Genomic DNA, 845 nt, shown 5'->3' on the forward strand with positions numbered 1-845 from the left:
ACGTTCCTGATCGGCGGCTCCGAATGCACGCGCCGCTGCGACTTCTGCCAGATCGACACCGGCAAGCCCTCCCCGATCGACATGTTCGAGCCCACCAAGGTCGCCAAGTCCGTGGTGCAGATGAACCTGCGCTATGCCACCGTGACCGGGGTGGCCCGCGACGACCTGGCCGATGAGGGCGTGTGGCTCTACGCCGAGACGGTGCGCAAGATCCACGAGCTGAACCCGAACACCGGGGTCGAGCTGCTCATCCCGGACTTCTCCGGCAGGCCCGAACACATCGCGGCGATCTGCGCCTCCGCCCCGGAGGTGTTCGCCCACAACGTCGAGACGGTGCCGCGGATCTTCAAGCGCATCCGCCCGGCCTTCCGGTACGAGCGTTCCCTGGACGTCCTCACGCAGGGCCGGGACCTGGGCATGGTCACCAAGTCCAACCTGATCCTGGGCATGGGCGAGACCCGGGCGGAAATCTCCACCGCCCTGCAGGACCTGCACGACGCCGGGACGGACCTGATCACGATCACCCAGTACCTGCGCCCCTCCGAACGGCACCTGCCGGTGGACCGCTGGGTCAAGCCGCAGGAATTCCTGGAACTCTCCGAAGAGGCCGAGGAGATCGGGTTCCTCGGCGTCATGTCCGGACCCCTGGTGCGTTCCTCCTACCGGGCCGGCCGGCTCTGGGCCACCGCCATGCGCAAAAAGGGCCGCGACATCCCCGAACACCTCGCCCACATCGCCGAAGGCATCGAGGACTCCGGACACACCCGCCAGGAAGCCGCCTCACTCATCGCCGCACACTAGCCGCGCTTGCTCATGCGGCCGGGCCGCCCACGGGCATCCCGGCA

The 845-nt window shown here is 68.0% G+C and carries 1 protein-coding gene; it reads left to right on the plus strand.

All coding sequences use genetic code 11. The features are described from left to right. The coding region (locus tag G6034_RS19430; RefSeq protein ID WP_176636745.1) for a lipoyl synthase at positions 1-801 on the plus strand (801 nt) is incomplete at its 5' end. Between the last annotated feature and the right edge of the window lie 44 nt (positions 802-845).

This window comes from Arthrobacter wenxiniae (assembly GCF_013376105.1).
GTDB classification, from domain to species: Bacteria; Actinomycetota; Actinomycetes; order Actinomycetales; family Micrococcaceae; genus Specibacter; species Specibacter wenxiniae.